Below are 22184 nucleotides of genomic sequence, written 5' to 3'. Positions count from 1 at the left end.
TCCCCGGTGACGGGGGTGCGGCCCTCGGCCTGTGCCGTGTTCCAGGCGTTCGCCGCGTTCGCCCCCGGTCATCACCTACCCTCAGGTGGAACACAGGGTTCCCTCAGCGGGCCGGGACAGGATCGGGACATGACTGCCGCCTCCCCGTCCCGAACCGGCCGCGTCCGCGTGCTCATCGTCGACGACGAGCCCGCGCTCACCGAGGTCCTCTCCGTGGCCGTGACCGAGGCCGGCTGGCGCCCGTACCCCGCCCCCGACGGGCAGAGCGCGCTGCGGATGGCCCGCGGCTGCGCCCCGCACGCCGTCGTCCTCGACGGCATGCTGCCCGACCTGGACGGCATCCAGGTCCTGCGCCGGCTGCGCCACGAGAACCCGGGGCTGCCGGTGCTCATGCTGACCGCGCGGGACACCCTGGAGCACCGCATCGACGGGCTGGAGAACGGCGCCGACGACTACGTCACCAAGCCCTTCTCGCTGGAGGAGGTCGTGGTGCGGCTGCGCGGGCTGCTGCGCCGCGCCGGCGCCGAACGGACCCGCACCGACAACTCCGTCCGGGTCCTCGGCGACCTCGTGGTGGCCGTCGAGTCGCGCGAGGTGCACCGCGACGGCGACCGGATCTCCCTCACCGCCAAGGAGTTCGACCTGCTCGGTCTGCTGATGGACCATCCGCGGCAGGTCCTGAGCAAGGCACAGATCCTCGACCACGTCTGGGCCAGCTCCTTCGACGGCGGCGGCAACCTGGTCGAGGTGTACATCTCCAGCCTGCGCCGCAAGATCGACCGGGGCCGCGCGCCGATGATCCACACCGTGCGCGGCGTCGGATACGCCATCAGACCGGCGGGGGCCCGCTCGTGACCCCGCCGCGGACCGGCACCGCCCGCGCCCGCCGTCGCGGCCTGCGGCTGGCGGGCCGCTCCCTGCGCACCCGGCTGCTGGTCCTCATCGTCGTCACCCTGGTCGGCGTGTGCGCGGCGATGGCCGTCACCACCGTCTTCACCCAGCGCGCCTTCCTCTACGGCAACCTCGACGGCAGGGTGGACAACGCCGCCGCCCGCGCCCTCGGCGGCGCGTGCCTCCACCCCGAGCTGGCGGCCGATCTCACCTTCCTGAGGGAGAGCGGGCAGCCGTTCGGGATGATCGCCGCCCGCTACGACGAGGACGGCACCATCCTGTCCGCGGCCGTCGTCCGCCAGGACGCCCCGCCCATGATGTTCAGCGCTGCCCAGGTCGCCGCCCTGGAGGGCATCCACGCCGACGGCGCCCTGTACAACCGCACCCTGCCCGGCCTGGGCACCTACCGTCTCACCGCCCGCGAGAACAACGACGTACGGGTCATCGTCGGCCTGCCGAGGGACCAGGTCGAGGGCCTCATCGGCGGGCTGGCGGTGGTCGAGGCCGTCATCGCCCTCGCCGGGCTGGCCGTCGCGGGATGCGTGTGCGCCTTCGTCATACGACGACAGCTGCGCCCCCTCGGCCGGGTCGCCGCCACCGCGGTCGAGGTGTCCCGGATGCCGCTGTGCCGCGGCGAGGTCGCCGTCCTCACCCGGGTGCCCGAGCGGGACACCGACCCGACCAGCGAGGCCGGGCAGGTCGGCGCCGCCCTCAACCGCATGATCGACCACGTCGAGTCCTCGCTCGCCGCCCGCCAGCGCAGCGAGGAGCGGGTCCGCCGCAGCGAGGAGCGCATGCGCCGCTTCCTCGCCGACGCCAGCCATGAACTGCGCACCCCGCTCGCCTCCATCGCCGGGTACGCGGAACTCATGAACCGCGGCACGGACCGCATCGAGCCGGGCGTGGCCTGGCGCCGGGTGACCGCCGAGTCCGCGCGGATGACCGGTCTGGTGGAGGACCTGCTGCTGCTGGCCCGGCTGGACGAGGGCCGGCCGCTGGAGTCCGCCGAGGTGGACCTGGCCGCGCTGGTCGCGGAGGCGGTGTGGGACGCGCGGGCCGCGGGCGGCGACCACGACTGGCAGCTGGAGCTGAGCCTGGACCCCCCGCCCCTGGTCCTCGGGGACGAGGCCCGCCTCCACCAGGTGGTGGCCAACCTGCTGGCCAACGCGCGGGTGCACACCCCGGCGGGCACCAGGGTGACCACGGTGGTGACCGCGCGGGACGGCCGGTGCGCCGTCCGGGTCCGCGACGACGGTCCCGGCATCCCGCCGGACCTCCTGCCGAGCGTCTTCGACCGCTTCACCCGGGCCGACACCTCCCGCGCCCGCACCACCGCGGCCACCGGCGCGGGCCTCGGCCTCGCCATCGCCGCCGCGATCACCGCGGCGCACGGCGGGCGGATCGACGTCCGCAGCGAGCCGGGGCGCACGGAGTTCGTCGTCGAGCTGCCGGCCGTGGCGGAGACGGAGGCGGAGGCGACGACGCGGGAGGCGGAGGCGTCGGTCCCGTGAGGACGTCCACGCACTTCGGACGGCCGGAGAGAATGTCGTAGATCACATCGATGGGGCGATCACTTTCCCGCGCCGGGGCGGTCGTAGCGGACGACATCGTCGACACGCCCAGGATGTCGACCAGCCCAGGAAAAGGACCCGACCGCCATGACCGCACCCGTGAAGGGCCCCGCGAGCTACTTCCCGTCGATAGAGAAGAAGTACGGCCGTCCCGTGGCGGAGTGGAAGGAGCTGATCCGCTCCTCGCCGCTGACCCGGCACATGGAGCTGGTGAACTGGCTGAAGGCCGAGCACGGCCTGGGGCACGGCCACGCCGACGCGCTCGTGGCGCACACGCTCGCCGAGGACGCCGGCGGCGCGTAGCGGCGCGAGGAGAGGGCGGAGCCCGTCGGACGTGCGTCGTCGAACGGCGGCGCACGGGGCGACACCGCCGAAACGGCAGCGTCCCACCCCGTTTACAAGCCCGTCTTTCCGCGCTACCTTCCGCCTCAGGTGGAGTGGGAGCGCTCCCATCCCGGTGGACCGGAACCCGCCCGGGAGCGCTCCCCCTCCGCCCATCCTCCCGGCCGGTCCGGGGCGCCCCCTCTCCGCGCCACACCGGTGCCCCCGCCGCCGTACCCCCTGTACCCGCACGCCGGTCCGTACACGGAAGGACGGACTCCGTCATGAGCCATGTCATGATCACGACATGTACCACCCGCTCGGGATCACGCACCAGAGCCCTCCTCCTCGTCCTCGTCTCCCTCCTCGCCGTCGTCCCCGCCCTCGGCCTGATCGTCGTCACCACCGGCGGCGAGGCCGAGGCCCACGGCACCCCCATGAAGCCCGCCAGCCGCACCTTCCTGTGCTGGCAGGACGGGCTGACCGACACCGGTGAGATCAAACCGGTCAACCCGGCCTGCGCCAACGCCCAGCAGGTCAGCGGCACCACGCCGTTCTACAACTGGTTCTCGGTGCTGCGCTCCGACGGCGCCGGCCGCACCCGCGGCTTCGTGCCCGACGGGCAGCTGTGCAGCGGCGGCAACACCAACTTCACCGGCTTCGACGCCCCCCGCGACGACTGGCCGCTCACCCACCTCACCTCGGGCGCGACGGTCGACTTCTCCTACAACGCCTGGGCCGCGCACCCGGGCTGGTTCTACGTCTACGTCACCAAGGACGGCTTCGACCCGACCCAGACCCTCACCTGGGACGACATGGAGGACCAGCCGTTCCTCACCGTCGACCACCCGCCGCTCAACGGCACCCCGGGCACGGTCGAGGCCAACTACTCCTGGAGCGGGCAGCTCCCGGCGAACAAGTCGGGCCGCCACATCATCTACATGGTCTGGCAGCGCTCCGACAGCCAGGAGACCTTCTACTCCTGCTCCGACGTCGTCTTCGACGGCGGCGACGGCGAGGTCACGGGCATCCACGAGCCGGGCGACCCGGCCGACCCCGTGCCCGGCACCTGCACGGCGACCCGCACGACGACGGGCACCTGGACCGGCGGCTACCAGTCCCAGGTGACCGTCACCAACTCCGGCGACATCCCGATGCTCGGCTGGATGGTCGACTGGACCCTGCCGGACGGCCAGACGGTCGCCAGCCTGTGGAGCGGCAACGCCACCTACGACGGCCAGGCGGTGATGGTCCACAACGCCGACTGGAACGGCTCGCTCAGTCCGGGCCAGAGCACGACCTTCGGGTACGTCGTCTCCGGCACCGGCGGCGACAGCACCACGACCCTTCCCTGCCGGGTCGGCTGACCGGCGACCGCACGGCCGACCGGCGACCGCCGCCGGCACGGATCGGGTGGCCGCACCCGGCACAGCCCCGGCGACCGCCGCCGGCACGGACCCGGTGGGCGCACGAGCCGCGTGCCCACCGGGTCCGGTGACGGCGTACGGCGGGGACACGGCCCGGCAGGGGTGCGCGTCCACGGCGGCGACGCGGTCCGGCAGGGGTGCGCGTCCACGGCGGCGACGCGGTCGGCAGGGGCGCGCGTCCACGGCGACACGGCCCGGCAGGGATCAGACGGACCTCGCCGGCTCCCGCCCCAGCACCCCCGCCAGCCAGCCCAGTTGCCGCCGCACCTGCTCGGCCTCGCCCCCCTCGTGCCCGTTGTACGGATACGCGTGCATCTCCTTGCGCACGCCGTCCCCCGCGCCGTCGCCCCCGCCGCCGGCCGTCTCCCCGTACCGGTTGAAGGCCGCGTACGTGCCGCTCGGCGGGCAGACCGTGTCGCGCAGGCCGGTGCCGAAGTGGGCCGGGGCGTGGGCGCGGCGGGCGAAGGAGACGCCCTCGACGTAGGAGAGCGTGCGGTACGCGGCCCGTTCCCGGCCCCGGTGGACGGAGAGGTACGCGGCGATCTCGCCGTAGGGGCCCGCGTCGGTGAGGTCCAGGGCGCGGCGGATGCCGCACAGCAGCGGGGCGGTGACCAGCGCGGCCGCCAGCCCGGGGACCAGGCCCGCGACGGCCAGGGCGAGACCGCCGCCCTGGCTGTTGCCGACGGCGGCGATCCGCGTCCCGTCCACGCCGGGCAGCGACCGCACCGCCGCCACCGCCCGCACCGCGTCCGTGATCAGACGCCGGTAGTGGTAGTCGTGCGGGGCGAGGAGGCCGCGGACGGCCGGGCCGGGGCCGCCGGGCGCGACGGCGTGCGGATCGGCGGTTGCGCCGCCGTTGCCGTACTGGTCGCCCTGGCCGCGGTTGTCCATCAGCAGATGCGCGTACCCGGCGTTCACCCAGGTCAGCCGCTCGTGGGGGAGGCCGCGGCCCCGGCCGTAGCCGACGTACTCCACCACGGCGGGCAGGGGGCCGTCCGTGTCGGCCGGCCGGCTGAACCAGGCGCGCACCGGGTCGCCGGCGAAGCCGCGGAAGGTCACGTCCCAGGTGCGGGTCAGGCGCAGGCCGGTCTCCACGGGCGCCACGGACACCAACGGCTCGTGCCGGGACGCCTCCTGGAGCGTGTCGCCCCAGAACGCGTCGAAGTCGACGGGCTCTTCGAGCGCCGGACGGTACTGCTCCAGCTCCCTGGGCGGCAGGTCGAACGCGGGCACGGCGACACCTCGCAGGAGTCGGTGACAAGGGGGAAACTTGCGGAGACGGCGGGCGTGGACTTCCGGGTCCTACCCCGCTGTTCGGGCGTTCCAACGCCGCATCCGTGTCGCGGATGATCCCCGCACGCCCATTGACAGCGCTTTCTGGGTGCCCCTAAGTTGCCGCGAAGTTACCGGTAAGAGCTCGAAAGTTTCGGTACCGCGTCCCCCACGGGAGGCCCGAGCATGAGCACCTCCACCACGCCGGCACCACCCCCCGGCACCCAGGACCCACCACCCCCCGACCGGACCCCCCGCCCCGCACGCCCCACCGCGCGCCCCGGCCTGCGGCGGGCGCTGCGCCGCGACTGGCAGCTGTACTCGCTGGCCGTCCTGCCCCTGCTGTTCTTCCTCGTCTTCCGCTACCTGCCGATGATCGGCAACGTGATCGCCTTCCGCCGCTTCGAGCCGGGCGGCTCGATCCTCGGCGAGCAGTGGGTGGGCCTGCGGTACGTGGAGATGTTCCTGTCCGACCCGACCTTCTGGCAGGTCTTCCGCAACACCCTCTGGCTGGGCGCGCTGACCCTGGTGTTCTGCTTCCCGGTCCCGATCGTGCTGGCGCTGCTGCTCAACGAGGTGCGCCGCACGGCGCTCAAGCGGTTCGTGCAGTCGGTGTCGTACCTGCCGCACTTCCTGTCGATCGTGATCGTCGCGGGCATCACGATGCAGATGCTCGCCACCGACGGGCCGGTCAACCACGTCCTCGGCTGGTTCGGCCACGACCCGGTGCGGTTCATCCAGGAACCCGAGTGGTTCCGCACGGTCTACGTCGGCTCCGAGATCTGGCAGACCGCGGGCTGGGGCACGATCCTCTACCTCGCGGCGCTCACCACGATCGACGACGACCTCTACGAGGCCGCCCGCATCGACGGCGCCAACCGCTGGCAGCAGATCTGGCACGTCACCCTGCCCGGCATCCGCCCCACCATGATCACGCTGCTGATCCTGAACATCGGCACCTTCATGGCCGTCGGCTTCGAGAAGATCCTGCTGCTGTACAACCCGCTGACCTATCCCACGGCCGACGTGGTCTCCACCTACCTCTACCGGACCGGCGTGGAGTCCAACAGCTTCAGCTACGCCGCCGCCATCGGCCTGTTCGAGGCCGTCATCGGGCTGGTGCTGATCACCTCCGCGAACCAGCTGTCGCGCCGCACGGTGGGGACGAGCCTGTGGTGAGCCCCGACCGGCCGACCCGCGGCTACCGGATCTTCCAGGGCGTCAACGGCGTGGTCCTCGGCCTCGTCGTGCTGGTGACCCTCTACCCCTTCGCCACCATCGTCGCCCGCTCCTTCAGCGGCGAACGGCAGATCCGGGCCGGTGAGGTGACGCTGTGGCCCAAGGGGTTCGACCTCACCACCTACGACATCGTCCTCAGGGACACGATGTTCTGGCGCAACTACGGCAACACGGTGCTCTACACGGTGGTCTCCACCGCCGTCGCCATGACCCTGACGACCTGTTACGCCTACGTCCTGTCGAAGAAGAACCTCAAGGGGCGCGGCGTCCTCGTCGGCGTCGCCGTGTTCACCATGTTCTTCTCCGGCGGCCTGATCCCCCACTACGTGCTGGTCACCAGCCTCGGACTGAAGAACTCCGTGTGGGCGATCGCCCTGCCCAACGCGATCAGCGTCTTCAACCTGCTGGTGATGAAGGCGTTCTTCGAGAGCCTGCCGGCCGAGCTGGAGGAGGCCGCGGAGATCGACGGCCTGAGTACGTACGGCATCCTGCTCAGGATCGTGCTGCCGCTGTCCAAGGCGGTCATCGCGACGATGGTGCTGTTCTACTCGGTGTCCTTCTGGAACTCCTGGTTCTCCGCCTTCCTCTACATGGACAGCGCCGACCTGATGCCGGTCACGGTCTATCTGCGCAACCTCATCGCGGGCGCCACCGGCGCCACCAGCGCCGGCGCCACCACCGAGCAGGGCACCCAGGTCGCGGCGAACATCCAGGCGGTCACCATCGTGCTGACCTCGCTTCCCATCCTCTGCGTGTACCCGTTCGTCCAGCGCTACTTCGTCTCGGGCGTGATGCTCGGCGCGGTCAAGGGCTGACGGTCCCGCACCCGACGTACGGACCCAAGGGAGTATCCGTGAAGAACGCGGCACAGAAGAAGGCGGAGCGGGCGAACCGCGGACAGCTGTCGCGGCGGCAGGTCCTGGCCGCCGCAGGATTCATCGGCCTCGCCGGCCTGACCGGCTGCGGCAGCGGCGACGACTCGGGGGGCTCCAAGGACCTCTCCAAGAAGCGGAACGGCGCGATGAAGGAATACCGGGCCGGCCAGCAGTTCAAGGCGGCCAGGGCGCTGTCCTTCTCGGTCCTGCACAACGACAACCCGGGCTACCCGATGAAGAAGGACTGGCTGTTCTGGAAGGAGCTCACCCGGCGCACCGGCGTCACGTTGAAGCCGGTGTCGGTGCCGCTGAGCGACTACGAGAAGAAGCGCAGCCTGCTCATCGGCGCCGGCGACGCCCCCTTCCTGATCCCGAAGACGTACCACCCGTCGGAGGTCGCGTTCGTGGCGTCCGGCGCGATCCTCCCGGTCAGCGACTACACGCACCTGATGCCGAACTTCCTCGACAAGGTGAAGAAGTGGGGCCTGGAGCCCGAGCTCGACTCCATCCGCCAGTCCGACGGCAAGTACTACCTCCTGCCCGGCCTGCACGAGAAGGTCAAGTCCGGCTACTCGCTGTCCCTGCGCACCGACGTCCTCGACCGGCTCGGCCTGGCCCTGCCCACCACCTGGGACGAGGTGCACACCGCCCTCCGGGCAATCAAGGCGGAGTACCCCGACCGCTACCCCTTCACCGACCGCTGGAGCACCAACACGCCCTACCCCGCCGCCGCCCTCTTCAGCTACCTCGGGCAGGCGTACGGAGTCCGGGCGGGCTGGAGCTACGACAACATCAGCTGGGACGACGCGGCGGGGGAGTTCGTCTTCACCGGCGCGACGGACGCCTGGCGCGAGATGCTCGCGTACCTGGGGAAGCTGGTCGCCGAGAAGCTCGTGGACCCCGAGAGCTTCACCCAGACCGACGACGACGCGGTGAAGAAACTGCTGTCCGAGAAGGCCTTCGCGATCAGCGCCAACCCCCAGGAGCTGGTGCAGAACTACCGCTACAACCTGGAGAAGCAGGTCCCGGGCGCGACCATCGAGATGGTCCCGGTACCGCTCGGCCCGGCCGGGCCGGTGGTGATCGGCGGCGCCCGCCTGGAGAACGGCGTGATGGTCTCCCGCAAGGCGCTCGACAGTGACGGCTTCGTCGCGATGATGCAGTTCACGGACTGGCTGTGGTACTCCGACGAGGGCCAGCGGTTCGCCAAGTGGGGCGTCGAGGGCGTCACCTACACCCGCTCCGGCGACCGGTACACGCTCGAGGACGGCATCAGCCTCATGGGCTCCGACCCCGACGCCCCGAAGGACCTCCAGAAGGACTACGGCTTCTTCAACGGCGTCTTCACCTACGGCGGCAGCTGGGCCCTGGTCTCCTCCTCCTTCAGCGCCGACGAGAAGACGTTCCAGGACGCCATGGCCCAGCGGCGGCAGCTGCCGATCGGCCCCGCCCACCCGCTCCAGTCGGTGGAACAGGAGCAGGCCACTCTGTGGGACACCCCGCTGCGGGACCACGTCACCCAGAACGCGCTCAAGTTCGCCCTCGGCAAGCGCCCCCTGTCCGAGTGGGACGCCTACGTCGGCGAGCTGAAGGCGAAGAACATGGACCAGCTCGTCGCCCTGCACAACAAGGCGCGCGAACGCTACGCGAAGGAGAACGGGTGATCCGCGTCCCCGCGGAGGCCACCGGCCGGCTCTCCGACGCCTGGCGGCACTGCGTCGGCACCGGCCGGACCGAACTCGCCCTGCGCCGCGACCACCAGGACTCCCTCGCCCTCCTCCAGCGCGAGATCGGCTTCCGGCACATCCGGGGCCACGGCCTGTTCAGCGACGGCATGGGCGTGTACCGGCCGTACGAGCACCAGGGCACCCGCCGGGTCCACCACGCCTTCACCTACGTCGACCAGGTCGTCGACACCTACCTCGCCCTCGGGATCCGCCCCTTCCTCGAACTCGGCTTCATGCCGACGGAGCTGGCCTCGGGGGAGCGGACGGTGTTCTGGTGGGGCGGCAACGTCACCCCGCCCCGCTCCCACCGGGAGTGGGCCGACCTGGTCCGCGCCACCCTCACCCACCTCGTCGACCGCTACGGCCTCGCCGAGGTCCGCACCTGGCCGATCGAGGTGTGGAACGAGCCCAACCTGCCCGACTTCTGGCAGGACGCGGACGAGAAGGCCTACCACCGGCTGTACGAGGTGACCGCGCACACCGTGAAGGAGGTGGACGCGGGCCTCCAGGTCGGCGGGCCCGCGATCTCCCCGGGCGCCGACGACTGGCTGGTCCGGTTCGCCGGGTTCGCCGAGGACCGCGCGGTCCCCCTCGACTTCGTCTCCCGGCACGCCTACACCTCCGGGCCCGCCCAGCACGTGCCCTTCGGCGTCCACCAGACGCTCGGCCCGGCGAGCGGCCTGCTGGAGCAGTTCGCCACCCCGCGGCGTCAGCTCCGGGACACCCGGTACGCCGCACTGCCCGTCCACATCACCGAGTTCAACTCCTCCTACCGCCCCGACAACCCCGTCCACGACACCGCGTTCCACGCCGCCTACCTGGCCCCGGTGGTCGCCGCGGGCGGCGACCTGGCCGACTCGTTCTCCTACTGGACCTTCAGCGACATGTTCGAGGAGACCGGCGTCCCCACCGCCCTCTTCCACGGCGGCTTCGGCCTGCTCACCCACCGCCAGGTGCGCAAACCGACGTACCACCTGTACGCGTTCATGGCCCGGACCGGCCCCGAACTGCTCGCCCGCGGCGACGACCACCTCGTCACCCGCCGCCCCGACGGCCGGGTCGCCGTCCTGGCCTGGGCGCCCGTCGACCCGACCGGCGCCACCCCCGGCCCGGACCGCCACGACCTGCACCTGTCCGTCCCCCTCGCGGCCCGCGGCGAGGCCTTCGTCCGCCGGTCCACCGTGGACGAGGAGCACGGCAACGCCCACACCGCCTGGCGGCACATGGGCAGCCCGCGCTCGCCGGGCCCCGGGCAGCTGGACGTCCTGCACGAGGCCGCCGAGCCCGCCCGCGGCCACCGCCGCCTCCCCCTGCACGACGGCCGCGCCGACCTGCGCCTGACCCTGGCCCGCCACGAGATCACCCTCGTCGAGCTCACCCCGCTCACCGACGAGACCCCACCCTGGTGGGACGAGCGCCGGCTGCTCGGCCGGGAGGCGCCATGAGCACCAGCACCGTACGCACCGCGGACCCCGGCTCCGGGTCCCGCTCCCGCACCGCGGACCCCGGCACCGGACCCCTCTCCCGCGCCGCCGCCCTCCTACACACCCTCCTCACCGTCGAGGCCCTGCTCCTGGCCACCGCCGCCCCCGGTCTCGCCGTCCTGTTCCTGCTCGGCCCCGACCCCGCCAACCTGCCGCTCGCCGCCGTCTGCCTGCTGCCGCTCGGCCCGGCCGTCTCGGCCGCCGTGTACGCCCTGCACCACCGCGGGCGCGACCTCACCGACCTGCACCCGGCCCGCGTCTACCGGCGCGGCCTGCGCCTCAACGCCCTCCCCGCGCTGAAGCTGTGGACGCCGCTGCTGGTCTGGCTGACGGTGATCGCCTTCACCCTCACCCACTTCGCCGCCACCGGCCTGCCCACCTGGTGGGCCGCCCTCCTCGGGGCGGTCGGCGCCGGCTCCCTGCTGTGGGGCGCCCACGCCCTCCTGCTCACCTCCCTCTTCGCCTTCCGCGCCCGCGACACCGCCCGCCTCGCCGCCTACTTCCTGCTCCGGCACGGCCGGGCCACCCTCGCCGCCGCCTCCCTGCTCGTCCTGGCCGGCGCGCTGACCGCCCTGCTGACCGAGGCCCTGCCCGCTCTCCTCGCCGCCCCGCTGCTGCTCTCCCTGCTCCGCTCGAGCCGCCCGGTGATCGCCGAGACCCAGGAGGACTTCACCGTATGACCGCCCCCGCCACCGGAAACCCCGGCGACCGCCCGCCCACCGGCAACCTCCCCCGCACCGCCAAGATCGCCTACGGCGGTGACTACAATCCCGAACAGTGGCCGGACGACGTGTGGGACGACGACCACCGCCTGTTCACGCGGGCCGGCGTCGACACGCTCACCGTCGGCGTCTTCTCCTGGTCGCTCACCGAGCCCGCCGAGGGCGCGTACGACTTCGCCGTCCTGGACCGGATCCTCGACCGTGCCGCGGCCGAGGGCCGCCGCGCCGTCCTCGCCACCGGCACCGCCGCCGTCCCGCCCTGGCTCGCCAAGGCCTACCCGGAGGTCAACCGCACCGACTTCGAGGGCCGCCGGCACCGCTACGGCCAGCGCCACAACTTCTGCCCCGGCTCACCGGCGTACCGCCGCCTGTCGACGGCGCTCGCCGGCCGGCTCGCCGAACGGTACGCCGGCCACCCCGCGCTGCTCGCCTGGCACATCAACAACGAGTACGGCGGCGCCTGCTACTGCGACCTGTGCGCCGAGGACTTCCGCGGCTGGCTGCGCGCGCGGTACGGCACGCTCGACGCCCTCAACGACGCCTGGTGGACCGCCTTCTGGTCGCACCGCTACACGGACTGGGACCAGATCGAGCCGCCGAGCGCCCTCACCGAGCACTGGCGCGGCCCCGACCACACCGCCTTCCAGGGCATCACCCTCGACCACCAGCGCTTCATGACCGACGCCCTGCTCGGCTGCTTCACCGCCGAGAAGGAGGCGATCCGCGCCCACGACCCCGCCACCCCCGTCACCACCAACTTCATGGGCGCCTACCGGCCGCTCGACTACCACCGCTGGGCCCCCCACCTCGACTTCGCCTCGTGGGACAGCTACCCGCCCCTGGGCGCCCCGCCCTCCCGGCCGGCCCTCGGCCACGACCTGATGCGCGGACTGAAGGACGGCGCCCCCTTCTGGCTGATGGAGCAGACCCCGTCCACCACCGCCTGCCACGACGTGAACCCGCTGCGCCGCCCCGGCGAGCTGCGCCTGGCCACCTGGCAGGCGATCGCCCACGGAGCCGACGCCACCCTCTACTTCCAGATGCGGGCCTCGCGCGGCGCCTGCGAGAAGTACTTCGGCGCGGTGATCGGGCACGCGGGCCGCGACGACACCCGCGTCTTCCGGGAGGTCGCCGCCCTGGGCGAGGAGCTGACCGCCCTCGGCGACGCCACCCTGGGCGCCCGCACCCCCGCCCGGACCGCCCTGCTCTTCGACTGGGACAGCTGGTGGGCGCTGGAGATCTCCGACGGCCCCTCCCGGCTGGTCCGCTACCCGGACGTCGTCCACGCCTACTACCGGGCCGCCCGCGAGGCGGGCGCCGACGTGGACGTCGTCCCCGTAACCGCCGACCTGAGCGGCTACGACGTGGTCCTCGCCCCCGTCCTCCACCTGGTCGAGGGCGACCTCGCCGACCGCCTGGAGGAGGTGGCCCGCCGCGGCGGCACCGTCCTCGCGACGTTCCTCACCGCCCGCTGCGACGAGCACGACCGGGCGTTCCCCACCGACGTGCCGGGACCGCTGGCCGGCCTGCTGGGCATCCGCGTCGACGAGTGGGACGCCCGCCCCGAGGACGTCGTCCAGCCCGTCACCATCGGCACCTCGCGCCACGAGGCCCGGCTCGTCTTCGAGATCGTCCAGCCGCGCGGCGCGGAACCGGTCGCCACGTACGGCGCCGACTTCTACGCCGGCACCCCGGCCGTCACCCGCCACCGCTTCGGCGAGGGAGAGGCCTGGTACGTGGCCACCGCCCTGGACCAGCCCGGCGTCGACGACGTCGTCCGCCGCGTGCTGGCCCGCCACGGCCTGATCGGCCCCTACGCCGACCGGCCCGCCGTCGAGACCGCCCACCGCGTCACCCCCGACGGCACGCGCCTGCTCTTCCTCCTCAACCACGCCCCGGAGCCGGCCCCCCTCACGGCGCACACCGACGCCACCGACCTGCTCACGGGCAAGCGGATCGAGCGGGGCGCCCCCCTCACCCTCGACCCGCTCGGCGTGGCCGTCCTCCGGCTTCAGTAGACGGTCCGCCCCCGCTCGTCCGGCACCCCCGACTTGCGCAGGAAGTAGCTGTTCACCTGGTCCCGCCACTCCCGGGCGCTCCGCAGCTGCTCCGCGTACCGCTCCGCCACGCGCGCGTGGCGGGCCGGCGCCACCAGGTCCGCGAGGCCCTCCCACACCCGGAGGGCCTCCGCCGTCTCCTCGACGCCCTCGAAGTGGCTGTCGTAGATGTGCTGGATCACCGTCTTCCCGCTGTGCAGGACGTGCCCGTAGGGGACGTGGTGGAAGAACAGCAGCAGCTCGTCCGGGCACGAGCCGGGGGACTCGTAGACCTCGGCCCACGCCTTGCCGTACTGGGCGGCGTACCCGGTGCCGGTGGCGGCGCTGCGGTCGACGCCGACGCCGTCGCGGTCGGCGAAGTGGTAGGTGCCCCAGGGGCTGTACTCGTAGCCGTCCACGCTCGGCCCGTAGTGGTGCCCGGGCTGCACCATGAACCCGACGCCGAGCGGCGCGGTGTACTTCTCGTACGTCCGCCACGAGCCGTGCAGCACCGCGCGCAGGCCGGTGACCAGGCGCTCGGGGGCGGACGGGAAGGTGAGCCCGATCCACTCGCCGAGGATCCGGCGGGGGTCGTCGTCCGGCCGCCAGGCGAGGCGCCCGAAGGTGTACAGGTTCGCCTGGGCCAGCGGATGGCCGGTCCAGAACGGGTCGTCGCCCACGTTGGACACCGCGACGAGTCCGCCCCGCGCCACCTCCCCGACGCATCCCCCGGCGTCACCGTCCGGCCGGAACCGCAGCGCCTCGCTCCACATCGGGCCCAGCCAGCACACGTGCCGCTGCTGCCCGGTGTACTCCTGCGTGGCCTGCACCTCCACCGCGAGCCGGGTGCGCGGCATCGCCCCGAGCACCGGGGAGACCGGCTCGCGCACCTGGAAGTCCATCGGGCCGTGCTTCACCTGGAGCACCGCGTTGTCCGCGAACTCCCCGTCCAGCGGCGCGAAATGGTCGTACGCGGCGCGCGCCCGGTCCGTCGTGCGGTCCCGCCAGTCCTGCCGGTGGTCGTAGACGAACGCGCGCCAGTGGACCGTGCCGCCGTGCGGGGCGAGCGCGGCGGCCAGCGCGTTGGCGCCGTCCGCGTGCGAACGGCCGTAGGCGAACGGTCCCGGCTGGCCCTCCGAGTCGGCCTTCACCACGAACCCGCCGAAGTCCGGGATCGCCGCGTACACCCGCGCGGCCGCGTCGGCCCACCAGGCGCGCACGGACGCGTCCAGCGGATCCGCCGTGGCCAGCCCCCCGAGCACCACCGGCGCGGCGAAGGTGACCGACAGATGCGCACGGACGCCGTAGGGGCGCAACGCCGCCGCGATGTCGGCGACCTCACCGAGCCGGTCGGTCAGCAGCCGCGCCTCCGTCGCGTGCACGTTGACGTTGTTGACGGAGACGGCGTTGACCCCGCAGGCGGCGAGCAGCCGCCCGTACGCCCGGACGCGCTCCAGCTCCCCGCGAGCCCGCCCGTCCCGCCAGAACAGCGAACCGCCCGCGTAGCCGCGCTCCACCTGGCCCATGACCGGGTGCACGGCCACGTTGTCCCAGTGGTCCAGCATCCGCAGCGCCACCGCCGGCCGGTGCGCCTCGCGCGGCCGCTCGCCCCGGAAGGCGTCCTCACCGAGCCGCACCACGTGGAACAGGCCGTACAGCAGCCCCCGTCGGCCGGACGCGGTGACCGTGGTGGTGCCGTCGGCCCGCTCGCAGGCGAACCCCTCGTCGCCCGGGTCCTCCGGGCCGGCGGTCCGGCACAGCACGAGGTCGTAGGGGGCGGCCGTGCCGTCGTCGTCCCGTACGACCTCGCCGCCGAACCGGCGGCAGGCGTCCGCCACTTCCCCGTGCACCGTCTCCACGAGCGGCCCGGAGCCGCGGATCAGGGTCCGCCGGGCGCCCAGCGGCCGGAAGGTCTCCGGGGGCAGCCAGGCGGGATCGATTCCCTCGGGCAGGACGGGCACGGGCACGGGAAGCGGCATGGACCCTCCGGTGACGGGACGGTCGCCGCGCATCTTCCGCGCGCGGCGCCGCCGTTGTGAACAGGGCGCCTGATCATTATGGAACAGATGTGCAGGGCGGGTCAGTGGGTGAACGCCGCCGGTCGCACGTTTTCCGGCACCGGCTTGCCGATCCGCTTGTATTTCCGGGAGGTCTCAACTCGGAAAAGACCCACGGCCAACCCTGTATCCGATCTTGCCCCGTCGGCGAGAAGTGGACTATACCTGTCGGCGATCCACGTGACCGCACGACCCTGCTTGACCTGACCGCGGTGCCGGCCCGGATCCGGTTCACCGCCTGAGTCCTGGAGAAGGCGAGGACTTGAGCATGGGATCCACTTCCGCATCGGCGTACGGGAACAACGGCTCCGCGGGTTTCGGCCGCCGCGACCTGATCAAACGGTCCGCGGCACTCGGCCTGATCTCGGTCCCCACGATGAGCTTTCTGGCCTCCTGTGCCAGCAGCGGGGGCGGCGGTGACCAGGACAAGGCGAAGGCCGGGAAGAAGACCGAGCAGAACCCGCTCGCGGTCAACGAGACCGCCCCCATGGAATTCGTCCTGTTCGACGGCGGTTTCGGCAAGGAGTACGCCGAGGACGCGGTGAAGGTCTACGAGCAGAACTTCCCCGACGTCGAGGTGAAGTTCTCGGCCACCCAGAAGATCCAGTCCACCCTCCAGCCCCGCTTCAACCAGGGCACCCCGCCCGACCTCATCGACAACTCCGGCGCCGAGCAGATGGACATGGGCGTCCTGGCGAGCAAGAACCAGCTCACCGACCTCACCCCGCTGCTCGACGCCCCCTCCTACGACGACCCGGCGAAGAAGGTCCGCGACACGCTGCGGCCCGGCATCGTGGAGATGGGCCGGCTCGACGGCGACCCCGTCTGGATCCTGTACTACGCCTACACCGTCTACGGCGTCTGGTACTCGCGGAAGCTCCTGGACTCGCTGGACGCCACGTACCCCGAGACCTGGGACGAGATGCTCGCCGTCTGCGAGAAGGCGAAGAAGAAGGGCATCGCGGGCTGGACGTACGCCGGCAAGTACCCGTACTACCTGCCCTTCTCGCTGTACCCGATGATCGGCAAGGTCGGCGGCCGCGAGGTCCTCGACGCCATCGACAACCTGGAGCCCAAGGCCTGGGAACACCCCGCGGTCAAGACGTGCTTCGAGGCGTACTACGAGCTCTACCAGAAGGGCTACGTCCTCAAGGGCACCCCGGGGCTGGACCACATCCAGTCGCAGACCGCGTGGGCCCAGGGCAAGGCCCTGTTCCTGCCCAACGGCTCCTGGGTGGAGAACGAGTCGGCGAACGTCATCCCGGACGACTTCGACCTGGCCGTCTCGGCGCCCACCGGCATCGACTCCTCCGACGCGCTGCCGTTCGGCGCCCTGTGGGCCTCCGGCGGCGAGCCGTTCGTCGTGCCGGCCAAGGCGAAGAACGCGGCGGGCGGCATGGAGCAGCTGCGCATCATGCTCGGCGAGGCGTCGTCGAAGAACTTCACCGCCAAGGTGAAGTCGCTGACCGCCTACGACGGCGGCACCGACGGCATCACCCTCACCCCCGGGCTCACGTCGGGCGTCGCCGCGCTGGAGAAGGCGGGCGGGAACGTGCTGAACCCCCGGCTCCAGGACTGGTACGTGAAGTTGCAGAAGGAGCAGATCGGCGTGTCCGGACTCGGCGAGATGATGGCCGGCCGCCTCACCCCGGCCGAGGCCGTCAAGAAGATCCAGAAATTCGCCGACGACACCGCGAAGGACACGTCGATCAAGCACTACAAGCACCAGTAACGGGAATTCACACGGCACCGGAGTGGTGATGCAGCACGGCAAGTACCGCTTCATCGTGGGGTTCCTGGCGCTGCCCCTGGGACTGTACGCGCTCTTCGTGATCTGGCCGTTCGTCCAGTCCATCTACTACTCGTTCACGGACTGGACCGGCCTGAGCCCCGAATTCCAGATGGTCGGGCTCGACAATTACCGCAGGATGCTGGACGACGACGTCTTCTGGAAATCCCTGGGGCACAGCCTGACGTTCGCGGTCGTGGTGCCGCTTATCACGATCGGCTTCGCGCTGTTCCTCGCCTTCATGATCAATGTCGGCGGGCGGAGGAGGAAGGGCGGCCCGGCGGTCTCCGGCGTCCGGGGCTCCTCCTTCTACAAGATCGTGTACTTCTTCCCGCAGGTGCTCTCCATCGCGATCGTCGCGCTGCTGTTCGCCTTCGCGTACAACCCGGACAGCGGCGCGGTCAACTCCCTGCTGCGGGGGATCGGACTGGACGGCGTCCAGCCGCTGTGGCTGGGCGACCCGGACCTCGCGCTGTGGTGCGTGATGGCGGTGCTGGTGTGGTCGACGGTCGGGTTCTTCGTGGTGCTGTTCTCCGCGGGCATGGCGTCGATCCCGGCGGACCTGTACGAGGCCGCCCTGCTCGACGGCGCGAGGCGGGCCACCACCTTCTTCCGCATCACCCTGCCGCTGCTGTGGGACACCGTGCAGTCCGGCTGGGTCTACCTGGGCATCCTCGCCCTCGGCGCGGAGTCGTTCGCGGTCGTGCAGATCATGACGACCGGACCGGGCGGCCCCGACTACTCGACCACCGTCCTGGTCCTGTACGTCTACCAGAAGGCGTTCCGTGACGGTCAGGCCGCCTACGCCACCACCATCGGCGTCGCCCTGCTCGTCGTGACGCTGGCCTTCGCCGCGCTCGTGATGCGGCTGGGGCGGCGCGAGCGGCTGGAGTACTGATCATGAGCATCGAGAAGACCACGGAACCCGCCGCGCCCGTGCCCGCGCCCGTGACGAAGGCGGACCCGCCCCCGGCCGGCCGCCCGTCCGGGCGGAAGGGGGAGGGGCAGATCCTCAACGCCTTCTCGCACGGCATCCTCGCCCTGTGGGCGGTCATGGTCGTGCTGCCGCTGCTGTGGGCGGTGATGACCTCCTTCAAGGACGACGCCTCCATCTTCGGCTCGCCGTGGTCGCTGCCCGACGCCCTGCACCTCGACAACTGGGCCCGGGCGTGGACCGAGGCCGACATGAGCGACTACTTCCTCAACACCGTGCTGGTGGTGGGCGGTTCGCTCGTCGGCACCCTGGTCCTCGGCTCCATGGCGGCGTACGTCCTGGCCCGCTTCGACTTCCCCGGCAACCGCTTCGTCTACTACCTGTTCGTCGGCGGCATGAGCTTCCCGATCATGCTGGCGCTGGTCCCGCTGTTCTACGTGGTCGACACCATGGGGCTGCTGAACACCCTCCACGGCCTGATCCTGGTCTACATCGCCTACTCGCTGCCGTTCACGGTGTTCTTCCTCACGGCGTTCTTCCGCACCCTGCCCACCGAGGTCGCGGAGGCGGCCTTCGTCGACGGCGCCTCCCACAGCCGCACGTTCTTCCGGATCATGCTGCCCATGGCCCGGCCCGGCCTGGTCAGCGTGGGCATCTTCAACTTCCTGGGCCAGTGGAACCAGTACATGCTCCCCACGGTCCTCAACACCGACCCCGACCGGCGCGTCCTCACCCAGGGGCTCGTCCAACTGGCCGTCAGCCAGGGCTACAAGGGCGACTGGTCGGGGCTCTTCGCCGGACTCGTGATGGCGATGCTGCCGGTCCTGGCGGCGTACATCGTGTTCCAGCGGCAGGTGGTGCAGGGGTTGACAGCGGGCGCGCTGAAGTAGACCTCGCGCCTTCAGGCGGCGTACGCGGGCTCCCGGAGCACAGGAGGCGGCGCGCGCCGCCTTATGTGTGCTTCCGTCCGCTTTTCGTGCCCGGTGCGCTCGCCCTCACGCCCGATTCCCGCAACACCGCGCACCCGCCTCCGCACACCCCGCAACCTCGGCCCCGCGCCGGCGCCCGTCCGTTTGTTCGAGCATGCGGATACTGTTCAACCTCTTGACGGGAGGCGACCCGAACAGCTCAGCTTAGAGTTCACTAGTTGGACATGGACGGGGCCCCATCGCTGCGGTCCCGCGCGCAGGAGGTCGTCGTGGAGACTCCGGGGTCGCAGTCGTCGCTGCACCGAGCCAACCTCGAACGGGTCGTACGGGCCGTGCGTCTGGCCGGGTCCCTGACGCAGGCGGAGATCGCCCGGACGACCGGTCTGTCGGCGGCCACCGTGTCGAACATCGTGCGCGAGCTGAAGGACGGCGGAACCGTCGAGGTCACGCCCACCTCGGCGGGCGGGCGCAGGGCCCGCAGCGTCAGCCTCAGCGGTGACGCCGGCATCGTCATCGGCGTCGACTTCGGCCACACCCACCTCAGGGTCGCCATCGGCAACCTCGCCCACCAGGTGCTCGCCGAGGAGTCCGAGCCGCTGGACGTGGACGCCTCCTCGGCCCAGGGCTTCGACCGGGCGGAGCAGCTCGTCGAGCGTCTGATCGAGGCCACCGGGGTCGACCGGTCCAAGGTCGCCGGGGTCGGGCTCGGCGTGCCCGGACCCATCGACGTGGAGTCCGGCACGCTCGGCTCCTCAGCCATCCTGCCCGGCTGGATCGGCACGCGCCCCGCCGAGGAGCTGCGCGGCCGTCTCGGGGTGGCCGTCCACGTGGACAACGACGCCAACCTCGGCGCCCTCGGCGAGATGGTCTGGGGCAGCGGCCGCGGCGTACGTGATCTTGCTTACATCAAGGTCGCGAGCGGTGTCGGCGCCGGTCTGGTGATCGAGGGGAAGATCTACCGCGGTCCCGGCGGCACCGCGGGGGAGATCGGGCACATCACGCTCGACGAATCCGGCCCGGTCTGCCGCTGCGGGAACCGCGGCTGCCTGGAGACGTTCACGGCCGCCCGGTACGTGCTGCCGCTCCTCCAGCCCAGCCACGGCACCGACCTCACGATGGAGGGCGTGGTGAGGCTGGCCAGGGACGGGGACCCCGGCTGCCGTAGGGTGATTGCCGACGTCGGACGCCATATCGGCAGCGGAGTCGCCAATCTCTGCAACCTGCTGAACCCGAGCCGGGTGGTGCTCGGCGGCGATCTCGCCGAGGCCGGGGAGCTGGTGCTCGGGCCGATCCGGGAGTCCGTCGGCCGCTACGCGATCCCCAGCGCGGCGCGTCAACTCTCCGTTCTCCCGGGGGCACTCGGGGGCCGGGCGGAGGTGCTCGGGGCGCTCGCCCTCGCGCTCAGCGAGATGGGCGATTCGACTCTTTTGGACGGAACGCTGTCCTCCGCCGCACCCGCCTTCACTTAGAGAACGAATGACCCCGTTGCCATCTCGTTAAGTATTTACTTCTTGACGTCGAACTTGCGGCCGAGTTGACTTCGAGCCACCTCGGCCGCAGCGTTGCGGCCCTGTCAGGGAGGCACAACCCACATGAACGCAACGATGCGTAGAGTCGTGATCGGCGCCACCGCCGTTTCCATGGCCCTGTCGATTGCCGCGTGCGGCAAGGCGGGCGGCGACGACTCCGACAGCAGCAGCTCCGACAGCAAGTCGATCGGCCTGCTGCTCCCCGACACCGTCACCGCGCGCTACGAGAAGTTCGACAAGCCGTACTTCGAGGCCAAGGTGAAGGAGCTCTGCTCCGACTGCAACGTCGAGTACGCGAACGCCGCCGCCGACGCCGCCAAGCAGGCCCAGCAGGTCAGCAGCATGGTCACCAAGGGCGTGAAGGTCATCGTGATCTCCGCCCAGGACTCCGCCGCGATCAAGTCCTCCATCCAGTCCGCGGTGGACAAGGGTGTCGAGGTCATCGCGTACGACCGCCTCGCGCAGGGCCCGGTCTCGGCCTACGTCTCCTTCGACAACGTCAAGGTCGGCGAGCTCCAGGGCCAGGCCCTGCTCGACGCCCTCGGCTCCAAGGCGACCACCAAGTCCAAGGTCGTCATGATCAACGGTGACGACGCCGACCCGAACGCCGCCCAGTTCAAGGAAGGCGCGCACAAGGCCCTCGACGGCAAGGTCACCATCGCCTACGAGCAGTCCGGCCTGTGGAAGGACACCGTCGCGGCGCAGAAGGTGTCCGCCGCGATCACCCAGCTCGGCGCGAAGAACATCGCGGCCGTCTACTCCGCCAACGACGGCATGGCCGGTGGCATCGCCAACACCCTCAAGGGCGCGAAGATCAGCGGCATCCCGCTGACCGGCCAGGACGCGGAGCTCGCGGGTATCCAGCGCATCGTCGCCGGCACCCAGTCCTCCACCGTCTACAAGGCGTTCAAGCCCGAGGCCGACGCCGCCGCCCAGCTCGCGGTCAACCTGCTCGAGGGCAAGGACATCAAGTCCCTCGCCACCCAGACGCTGACCAGCGGCTCCGGCGACAAGGTCCCCTCCCAGCTGCTGACCCCGGTCTCGGTCACCAAGGCCAACATCAAGGACACGGTGGTCGCGGACAAGCTGTACACGGTCGAGGAGATCTGCACCGCCGAGTACGCCGCCGCCTGCAAGACCGCCGGTCTGCAGTAGCGACACCGCGCGCCACGCGCACCCGGCCCGGGTCCCCACGGGGAGCCGGGCCCGGACCGCCGAGCGGTCCCGCGAGACTCCTCCGACGCCTGCCCCACCTCACACCCCGCTGCCGGGGCGGGCGTCGGACGGAACCGTTGCCCAGCGCGACGGACTCGCGCATGTTCATCTTGTAAACCTCGTGCGCCGGCGACGCGTTCCGCGTCCCGTCCCGCACACCCCTCCG

Annotated in this window: 17 protein-coding genes; 15 read left to right on the top strand and 2 right to left on the bottom strand. The window is 71.5% G+C overall.

Going from position 1 to position 22184, the window contains the following annotated elements; all coding sequences use genetic code 11:
* Nucleotides 1-129: 129 nt before the first annotated feature.
* The 4 genes from ACZ3KJ_RS21690 to ACZ3KJ_RS21675 all read left to right on the top strand — a co-directional run bounded on the left by ACZ3KJ_RS21690 (nucleotide 130) and on the right by ACZ3KJ_RS21675 (nucleotide 4150).
* Nucleotides 130-855, top strand: a complete 726-nt coding sequence (locus ACZ3KJ_RS21690) for a response regulator transcription factor (protein WP_467529171.1) — start codon at nucleotides 130-132, stop codon at nucleotides 853-855.
* A 119-nt stretch (nucleotides 856-974) separates the two neighbouring features.
* A complete protein-coding gene (locus tag ACZ3KJ_RS21685; protein ID WP_467529457.1) occupies nucleotides 975-2402 on the top strand; it encodes a HAMP domain-containing sensor histidine kinase in 1428 nt (475 codons plus the stop codon).
* A 147-nt stretch (nucleotides 2403-2549) separates the two neighbouring features.
* Nucleotides 2550-2765 (top strand): DUF4287 domain-containing protein, encoded by a 216-nt coding sequence (locus ACZ3KJ_RS21680; protein WP_467529169.1) that lies wholly within the window; start codon nucleotides 2550-2552, stop codon nucleotides 2763-2765.
* Between the two features lie 302 nt (nucleotides 2766-3067).
* The gene (locus tag ACZ3KJ_RS21675) at nucleotides 3068-4150 is read left to right on the top strand and encodes a lytic polysaccharide monooxygenase (RefSeq protein ID WP_467529167.1); all 1083 of its coding nucleotides are present in this window, start codon (nucleotides 3068-3070) and stop codon (nucleotides 4148-4150) included.
* A 264-nt stretch (nucleotides 4151-4414) separates the two neighbouring features.
* Here the strand turns inward: ACZ3KJ_RS21675 and ACZ3KJ_RS21670 are convergent, their stop codons facing one another.
* Nucleotides 4415-5443 (bottom strand): acetylxylan esterase, encoded by a 1029-nt coding sequence (locus ACZ3KJ_RS21670; RefSeq protein ID WP_467529165.1) that lies wholly within the window; start codon nucleotides 5441-5443, stop codon nucleotides 4415-4417.
* 225 nt (nucleotides 5444-5668) lie between these two features.
* Here ACZ3KJ_RS21670 and ACZ3KJ_RS21665 point away from each other — a divergent pair, with 225 nt between their 5' ends.
* The 6 genes from ACZ3KJ_RS21665 to ACZ3KJ_RS21640 are packed head-to-tail and all read left to right on the top strand — an operon-like array spanning nucleotide 5669 to nucleotide 13547.
* Complete coding sequence (locus ACZ3KJ_RS21665; protein WP_467529163.1) at nucleotides 5669-6661, top strand: ABC transporter permease; 993 nt, start codon at nucleotides 5669-5671, stop codon at nucleotides 6659-6661.
* Nucleotides 6655-7536, top strand: a complete 882-nt coding sequence (locus ACZ3KJ_RS21660; protein WP_467529161.1) for a carbohydrate ABC transporter permease — start codon at nucleotides 6655-6657, stop codon at nucleotides 7534-7536. The genes ACZ3KJ_RS21665 and ACZ3KJ_RS21660 overlap by 7 nt, the downstream gene beginning before the upstream one ends.
* Before the next feature lie 38 nt (nucleotides 7537-7574).
* On the top strand, nucleotides 7575-9260 hold the full coding sequence (locus ACZ3KJ_RS21655) for an ABC transporter substrate-binding protein (protein ID WP_467529159.1): 1686 nt from the start codon (nucleotides 7575-7577) through the stop codon (nucleotides 9258-9260).
* The gene (locus ACZ3KJ_RS21650; RefSeq protein ID WP_467529158.1) at nucleotides 9257-10768 is read left to right on the top strand and encodes a GH39 family glycosyl hydrolase; all 1512 of its coding nucleotides are present in this window, start codon (nucleotides 9257-9259) and stop codon (nucleotides 10766-10768) included. The genes ACZ3KJ_RS21655 and ACZ3KJ_RS21650 overlap by 4 nt, the downstream gene beginning before the upstream one ends.
* The gene (locus tag ACZ3KJ_RS21645; protein ID WP_467529156.1) at nucleotides 10765-11487 is read left to right on the top strand and encodes a hypothetical protein; all 723 of its coding nucleotides are present in this window, start codon (nucleotides 10765-10767) and stop codon (nucleotides 11485-11487) included. Before ACZ3KJ_RS21650 ends, ACZ3KJ_RS21645 begins: the two co-directional genes overlap by 4 nt.
* Nucleotides 11484-13547, top strand: coding sequence for a beta-galactosidase (locus ACZ3KJ_RS21640; RefSeq protein ID WP_467529154.1), 2064 nt, complete (start codon nucleotides 11484-11486; stop codon nucleotides 13545-13547). The genes ACZ3KJ_RS21645 and ACZ3KJ_RS21640 overlap by 4 nt, the downstream gene beginning before the upstream one ends.
* Here the strand turns inward: ACZ3KJ_RS21640 and ACZ3KJ_RS21635 are convergent.
* On the bottom strand, nucleotides 13541-15544 hold the full coding sequence (locus ACZ3KJ_RS21635; RefSeq protein ID WP_467529153.1) for an alpha-glucuronidase: 2004 nt from the start codon (nucleotides 15542-15544) through the stop codon (nucleotides 13541-13543). The two genes, ACZ3KJ_RS21640 and ACZ3KJ_RS21635, sit on opposite strands and share 7 nt — an antisense overlap.
* Before the next feature lie 346 nt (nucleotides 15545-15890).
* Between ACZ3KJ_RS21635 and ngcE the strand changes: the two genes are divergently transcribed.
* The 5 genes from ngcE (at nucleotide 15891) to ACZ3KJ_RS21610 (ending at nucleotide 21958) form a co-directional block, all read left to right on the top strand.
* Nucleotides 15891-17354 carry an N-acetylglucosamine/diacetylchitobiose ABC transporter substrate-binding protein gene (gene ngcE / locus ACZ3KJ_RS21630; RefSeq protein WP_467529151.1) on the top strand — a complete coding sequence of 488 codons (1464 nt, stop codon included), beginning with the start codon at nucleotides 15891-15893 and terminating at the stop codon, nucleotides 17352-17354.
* A 28-nt stretch (nucleotides 17355-17382) separates the two neighbouring features.
* Nucleotides 17383-18309, top strand: a complete 927-nt coding sequence (locus ACZ3KJ_RS21625) for a carbohydrate ABC transporter permease (protein ID WP_467529150.1) — start codon at nucleotides 17383-17385, stop codon at nucleotides 18307-18309.
* A 2-nt stretch (nucleotides 18310-18311) separates the two neighbouring features.
* Nucleotides 18312-19235 (top strand): carbohydrate ABC transporter permease, encoded by a 924-nt coding sequence (locus ACZ3KJ_RS21620; protein ID WP_467529148.1) that lies wholly within the window; start codon nucleotides 18312-18314, stop codon nucleotides 19233-19235.
* Between the two features lie 308 nt (nucleotides 19236-19543).
* On the top strand, nucleotides 19544-20743 hold the full coding sequence (locus tag ACZ3KJ_RS21615; RefSeq protein ID WP_467529455.1) for an ROK family transcriptional regulator: 1200 nt from the start codon (nucleotides 19544-19546) through the stop codon (nucleotides 20741-20743).
* Nucleotides 20744-20866: 123 nt separating this feature from the next.
* A complete protein-coding gene (locus ACZ3KJ_RS21610) occupies nucleotides 20867-21958 on the top strand; it encodes a sugar ABC transporter substrate-binding protein (protein WP_467529146.1) in 1092 nt (363 codons plus the stop codon).
* Nucleotides 21959-22184: the final 226 nt, after the last annotated feature.

The sequence above is a fragment of the Streptomyces sp. NPDC003248 genome, from assembly GCF_055563235.1.
Note: the sequence above shows the minus strand (reverse complement) of the source record. Positions and strands in the feature narration are given on the sequence as shown.